Origin of the sequence: Thioalkalivibrio sp. ALMg13-2 (genome assembly GCF_000381185.1) — a bacterium.
GTDB classification, from domain to species: domain Bacteria; phylum Pseudomonadota; class Gammaproteobacteria; order Ectothiorhodospirales; family Ectothiorhodospiraceae; genus Thioalkalivibrio; species Thioalkalivibrio versutus.
Genome location: NZ_KB906144.1, coordinates 1 through 6,508 on the forward strand (window position 1 = coordinate 1; position 6,508 = coordinate 6,508).

The 6,508-nt window shown below is 60.4% G+C and carries 4 protein-coding genes and 2 pseudogenes; 3 read left to right on the forward strand and 3 right to left on the reverse strand.

Features of this window, described 5'->3' with window-relative positions:
* Window positions 1-719 precede the first annotated feature (719 nt).
* Window positions 720-1,709, forward strand: a pseudogene (locus F618_RS16485) (DEAD/DEAH box helicase family protein); the annotation flags it as partial.
* Between the two features lie 344 nt (window positions 1,710-2,053).
* Here the strand turns inward: F618_RS16485 and F618_RS16495 are convergent.
* The 3 genes from F618_RS16495 to F618_RS15110 all read right to left on the reverse strand — a co-directional run bounded on the left by F618_RS16495 (window position 2,054) and on the right by F618_RS15110 (window position 5,402).
* A complete protein-coding gene (locus F618_RS16495) occupies window positions 2,054-3,637 on the reverse strand; it encodes an Eco57I restriction-modification methylase domain-containing protein (protein ID WP_019568970.1) in 1,584 nt (527 codons plus the stop codon).
* Window positions 3,634-4,593: a XamI family restriction endonuclease gene (locus tag F618_RS0114260; protein ID WP_019568971.1), complete on the reverse strand. Its 960-nt coding sequence runs from the start codon at window positions 4,591-4,593 to the stop codon at window positions 3,634-3,636. The genes F618_RS16495 and F618_RS0114260 overlap by 4 nt, the downstream gene beginning before the upstream one ends.
* 311 nt (window positions 4,594-4,904) lie before the next feature.
* Entirely contained in the window at window positions 4,905-5,402 is a 498-nt protein-coding gene (locus F618_RS15110; protein ID WP_231362692.1) for a transposase, read from the reverse strand.
* Window positions 5,403-5,453: 51 nt separating this feature from the next.
* Here F618_RS15110 and F618_RS15115 point away from each other — a divergent pair.
* Both F618_RS15115 and F618_RS0114275 read left to right on the forward strand, forming a co-directional pair.
* Window positions 5,454-5,774: pseudogene (locus tag F618_RS15115) on the forward strand (SOS response-associated peptidase family protein); the annotation flags it as partial.
* Window positions 5,775-5,987: 213 nt separating this feature from the next.
* On the forward strand, window positions 5,988-6,508 hold a 521-nt coding region (locus F618_RS0114275), incomplete at its 3' end, for a type I restriction-modification system subunit M N-terminal domain-containing protein (protein ID WP_026331251.1).

Consider the following 6,508-nt stretch of genomic DNA (forward strand, 5'->3'; position numbering starts at 1 on the left):
GTCGCGCCCTGTTTTTCAGGAATGGGTCGGATACCCTTACGCCACAACAAGCAAAGGGGGACATAGCGATGAGAGGAAGGGAAACTCTCTATTTCGTGGAGGTACGGGGTGCGGCCCGTCTCCCGGTCACCCTGTTCGCCATCGAGGCCAAGGACACTGTGATGGTCGGGCCGCATACGCGAGTTTGTGGCGGGGGAGCAGCGGCGTACCTCCGTGACAAAGGGCTCGCTGGGCAGTACGCAGAAGCGCTTTTGCCGGTTCTGCGCCGACGTCATGGGCCAGATCGTCAGCACCATAACGGTGGATGAGCGGTCACCAGAAGCCCGTGGCGCGGAGGAGCACGAACGGACCGTGAGGGCGCGTCTCGCCACGGGGAACATGGCTCCAAACAAACGGGTTGAGCTGTAATTTCGAGCCGATCAAGCGCGAAATGCGCTTTGTAAGCGAGAATCGCGCACCAGCGTAGTGCCTGCAGCACGCAACGAAGCTACCGCATCAGATAGGGCCGGATATGATCAAGATCCGGGATGCTGGATATTGCGGCAGGGCGCGGGTGTCACGGGTCCGACCACTGTTAGCTTGTCGAGATTGATTCAACAAGGGATTGGGGCGTGACTGAGAGCGCGACTATTCACGACATCCTTGCGGAGTTTCGCGAGCGTGCACGCGACAACCGGGGAGTCGGGGACCAGTTCGAGAAGCTGATCGCGAATTACCTCGTGACGGACCCTCAGTATGCCGATCGTCTCGAGGATGTGTGGCTCTGGAACGAATGGCCGGATCGCTGGGGGCGTGACGCCGGAATCGATCTCGTGGCCAGGGAACGCGCGACCGGGGAATACTGGGCGATCTAGTGGAAGTTCTATCTACCCGAAAACACGTTGTCGAAGTCGGACATCGACTCGTTCTTCACGGAGTCCGGTAAACGCTTCCCGACTCGGGATGGTGAGCAGTTTTTCAGTAACCGCCTCATCGTATCGACTACGGATAAATGGTCGAGTGAAGCCGAAAAGGCCCTCGAAAATCAGACGACTCCGGTTGAGCGCCTGCGAGTCCAGGACCTCGATGAAAGCCCTGTCGATTGGAGCGAGTACAGCCGCCACGATCCGTCTCCGATCAAGCTCCAGAAGAAACGGAAGCTTCGCGAGCATCAGCAGGAGGCCCTGGACGCCACCCTTACGGGGTTCGAGACGAGCGAACGGGGCAAGCTCATCATAGCTTGCGGTACCGGGAAGACGTTCGCTTCGCTACGGATCGCCGAATCCCTGGTACCGAAGGGTGGCCGCATCCTTTTCCTGGCGCCCTCGATCTCGCTGGTGTCTCAGACCTTGCGTGAATGGACCGCACACTCCGAGACGCCTTTCCACGCGTTCGCCGTGTGCTCGGACAGCCAGGTCGGTAAGGACCACGAGGACATGCGCACCCATGACCTCGCGTACCCGGCGACGACCAATCCGATCAAGCTGGCCGAACACAGCAAGCTGTTCGAAAAGCACGACCCCGAACGTCGGACGGTCATCTTCTCGACCTATCAGTCCATCCAGGTGGTCGCTGATGCTCAGCTGCAGGGACTCGGGGAGTTCGATCTTGTGGTTTGCGATGAAGCCCACCGAACGACGGGCGTGACGGTGGCGGATTCAGAAGCTTCGGACTTCGTGAAGGTGCACGACAACAGCGTGGTCAAGGCCTGCAAGCGGCCGTACATGACCGCCACGCCGCGGATTTTCGGGGGGTCGTCGAAACAGAAAGCGGAGGACAAGGAAGCCGTGGTCTACTCCATGGATGATCCTGATCGCTTCGGGCCGGAGTTCTACCGTATTGGCTTTGGCCAAGCGGTCCGCTGGGATCTCTTGATGGATTATCGTGTGCTGCTGGTTGCGGTGAACGAAGACCTCATGCCGTCACTGACCAACGCCTACCGTAAGCGTCCAGCGAAATACATTCTTTTGTCGTTCCGCCGCGGTGTAAAGCCCCTACCCCAACTACAACCGTGGCCAGGCCGGAAAGGATTTGTCGCACATCATTCGCGATCAAGGGGTCGATGTCAGAGCGGTCAGGCGACAGCCTTATCCAACAAACCTAACCGTTTGCGGAGCGGCTTAATCGTTGGCAGACGGGCGATGAGGTCTTCCGCCGGGAAGCCGCGCAGCTCCTTGGGTTCGAGCTTGTGTAAGCCGCCACCATAAACACGGCCGTGCCCTAGCAGCTCGTCCGGATCGATCTCGTTCAAAAACTCCCAGGCAGCGCGCATGATCGTCGGATTCTTGTCGGCGGCGTGCGCCAGGAACGGCTTGGGATAGAGCATTAGATAGGTGTTGCAGGCGGTAGCATCCGACCTGTTCAGGATGAAGCGGAACGGTTTGCCACCTGCCCTGCTCCGTCCCATGTAGGTGCAAATTATAGGTGCGGCGGGGCGGTTCTCTTGGGCGTACCAAGGCTTGCGTGATCGGCAAAGATACCTATCAGCAACAGCCTTCTCGCCCTTCTTGCCAGTGGTAAGGTAGGCGGCAAGAGCCGGGTAGACTTTCGCGATCTCATCTTCGGGCAAGCGGGTATCGAGCAAGAAAAGCTGCTTGTCGATCAGCGGCAAACCGTCTGCGTCGGCTTCGATCTCGTCTTCGGGAATATAGCGCGAGCCGGGTAGAACTGGTGTAAAACACTCCATCGGCAATCCGCGCTCTTCGATCTGGGCACGGTCCATGATGAAAAAGCTGTTATTGCCGGTGGCTAGGCCGCGCTTGATATCGAACAGGTCGCCTAGCGAGATTCCGGCGCGCTGAGAGGCATTGTCGGCCTGGGGGTAGCGTGTCCATTTGGGCTCATGGGCAAGCTCTGTCGCGGCAACCTCGCGCGAAAGTGCGGGTTTTGCGAGTGTGCCGCCATAGGAAAAGGTAACGGCATGATCTGCGGGCGGCGGCGTATTCTTAATCCAGACCACGGCAGAGGACACAAGCGCGTCGTCAAACTGCACGTTCTGGGGATCGTAGCGGTGGATTTGCAGGAGCGTGACCTTTTCCAAAAGGTAGCGCTTGAGCATCCGGCCATAGTTCACGCCCATGAATTCGCTCGGGATGAGCCAGGCGGCGATGCCGTCTTCGGCCATGAAGGGGTGCGATAGCCCCATGAAGTAGCAATAGAGGCCGGACAGGCCGTTAATCTTCACGCCGCACGCGTCTTCGGTGCGCTGTTGCAGCGCGGCCTTCTGCGGGCCGGACAGGTGATGATGCCGGACATAGGGAGGATTACAGATCAGAAGGTTTGCCCCCTGCCCTTCCAGCGTCGCCCTGGTGAAGTCTTCGGCATGGATCACAAGCGGCGTATCCTGCCAGAGCGCTTGGGCGGGTGCGCCATAGTGCGGGTCGATCTCGAAACCTTGTGCGCTCTCGATGCGCTCTTCGGGCGCAACAGCCCGCAAGGCGGAATAGAATGAGCCGGTGCCAATGCCGGGATCAAAGAAGCGGATCGGCTGATCTTCGGGTAGAAGGCGGATGCCGTGGGCGAGGATTTCACGGGCAAGGGCGGTCGGGGTCGCAAACTGGCCCATACGGTTGCGGTCTTCGGCGGTTTTGCCGCCGTCGAGTTGCGCTTGCAGGGCAAGGCGCTGTTCCTCCAGGGCTTCTATGTCCGTCGCAATCATAGGCCAAACTCCTGGAAATCGTCGATGCGATGTTCCCACACCCAATCAATTCCTTCTGCGGCCTCGTAACCGAGATAGCCGCTATCGAAGTAGCCGCAGAGGAACAGCATAAATTCAACGTCTGCACCGTAGGTGTGGCGGAGCTGGTTGACCTTCTGGGCTTCTTCCTTGCGGCGCTTGTTGGTGTTGGTGAAGTCGCCTGCGGACTTCGCTTCGACCAAGAGCGGGAATTCGCCCTCCTGGGCGTCCTGGCGCATGATGACAGCATCAACGGGGATGTTGATGCTGTTGCTGCCGTTATCGCCTCCTACGGGGACATTCATGCGGAATGAATAGGTGCCAGGGGACATTTCGCGGAAGGTGCCATTATAGCCGTCCGGTAACCTCGTGTAGCCGCGTGATTCCAGCCATTCGGCGATATAGGCGAGCTGGCGGCGTTCTTGGGCATTGCGGATGATGGGATTTGCCACACTGCCGCAAAGCCGGTCGGCAACGATGGTGGCGGCGCGGTGGATTTCAGCCTCGGCGGGCGGCGCGTCCCGGCCTATCCAGACAAAGATATCAGGATCGGCCATTTTCTCGATGATATCGCCGATCATGGTCAGCCCGGCGTCGAGGTCTGCCCGCTTCATCCGTGCGGGGAGCTTGTTCTGTTCCAGGTTTTTCACAAGGTTTGGCGATACGCCTGCAAGGCCGATGAGCCTATCAACGGCCAGCGGCGGGCAAGTGGACATGCGAAGGGTCGGCAACACTCCAGGGCATTGGCGCAGAATGTCCGGGGTCACGTCTGTCAGGTTGGCGGTGTCGGCAAGGGCGGATTCAACGTCTTTGGTGGCCTTGATCCGCGTTTCCCGGAAGGCTTCGGGCGCAAAATTAATGAACCACTGGTTATACATATCGACCGAGGCGGCGATATCGGTCTTCCAGTTCTGCGGTTTGTCGAGATTGACGGGCATTTAGTTCTTCTTGGCCTTTTGCTGCTCGGTGTAGAGGGTCCACATTTCCTAGAAGAGCTTGCGAAGCGAGATGCCGTGCGCTGCGGCTTCTTTCGGGTAGAGGGTCAAGTCTAGCATCGTAGCATCCGACTGTCGGGCGGCCTCGCCTGCAAGCGGGGATCGGGGTCGGAGTAACCGAGCTCGGGATTGCAGGAACAACTACGTCACGAGGTCATGAAGAGTTGCCACGAGAGGCATCCAGGTCAGGTCGAGAATCGTAGCACCGGTGGCCGGCCCGTCCGTAAGCGTCCGGGCAACCCAGGGGCTGCGGCTTACAGGTTCGGAGTCGGGATTTTGAGATCGTCCGGGGTGAGGCGGTGCGGCAGGAGGGCTTCGATGGCGTCCGGGGTGGTCGCCGTCGGCAGGGTCTCGAACAGGTAGTGCAGGTAGGCGCGTGGTTCGAGTCCGGCGGCCTTCGCGGTCTCCACCAGGGTGTAGAGCATCGCGCTGGTCTCGGCCCCCTTGGGGCTGCCGGAGAACAGCCAGGTCTTGCGGCCCACGGCGAACGGCCGGATGGCGTTCTCGGCTCGGTTGTTGTCGATCTCGAGGTGACCATCCTCCAGGAACGTGACCAGGATCGGCCATTGGTTCCGGGCGTACTGGATGGCCTCGCCGAGCAGGCCCTTGGGCAGCACTTTCCGGGCCTTATCGTCGAGCCACGTCTTGATCTCGTCGAGGATCGGCTTCGATTCGGCGAGGCGCACCTCGTAGCGGTGCTCCGCCGACGTGCCGCGGAGGCGGCGCTCGATGGCATACAGCTTGCCGATCAAGGCCACCAGCGCATGCGCGGCCCCGTTCCGGGTCCGACCCTTCGTGGCCTCTACATCACGCTCGCCGAGAATGCGCCGCAGGACATCCTAATGATGGCGGGTATCTGGGAACCCACGACCGACGGTGGGGCCTGCTGCGCGATCATCACCGAACCCGCTTCGGATCGTCTTGCGCATATCCACGACCGCAAGCAGCTTGTGCTAGACGCGGTGTGCCGGTGGGGCTGGCTCGATCCCGAGTTAAGTGAGCGGCAGAGTATCCGGGAGAAAACCGTTCGCCTGAACCCCGACGTGCTCGTCTATCACCCAGTGTCGACTCGCGTGAACCGCCCGGTCGAGGACGATCCGGAGCTGATCGAAGCGATTGCGTGACGGGGCGTTCCGAAACCTTTGGAAATAGTACCCATCAGCGGGGCAGGTCTGCCCCGGGGCGACGGAAAGGGTCGCCTCTGAGCGGCAGACTGGAGTGTAAGTGTCCAGCTAGGTTTCGCTCGGGCGTTCGCGGGCCAACATGGATTGGTGGACAATGCCTCCAACCAAACCGCCTTCCTCGGGTCGGTCAATAAAAGTACAGGAGAGTAGCCGTTGAACACGGAGAATCATTCGGAGACGGCGGCGTGGATCTGGTCGGTGGCGGATCTGCTGCGGGGGGACTTCAAGCAGTCGCAGTACGGGCGGGTGATCCTGCCGTTCACGCTGCTGCGGCGGCTGGAGTGCGTGCTGGAGCCGACCAAGGACGGCGTGCTGGCCGCCGCGAAGGAGCACGAGAACAAGTCGGAGACCGTTCGCGAGCAGCTTCTGCTGCGCAAGGCGGAGCAGCCATTCTTCAACACCTCGCCGCTATCGCTGGGCAGTCTGTCGGACACGCAGACGGCCGAGGACCTGATGAGCTACATCGAGTCCTTCAGCACCCATGCCCGCGAGATCTTCGATCACTTCCACTTCGAGGATTTCGTCCAGCAGCTCGCCTCCAACAACCTGCTGTACCAGGTGGTGCAGCGCTTCGCCGCGATCGACCTGCGCCCGGCGCGCATCTCCAACTTCGGCATGGGCCTGATCTTCGAGGAGCTGATCCGCAAGTTCGCGGAGAGCTCCAACGAGACGGC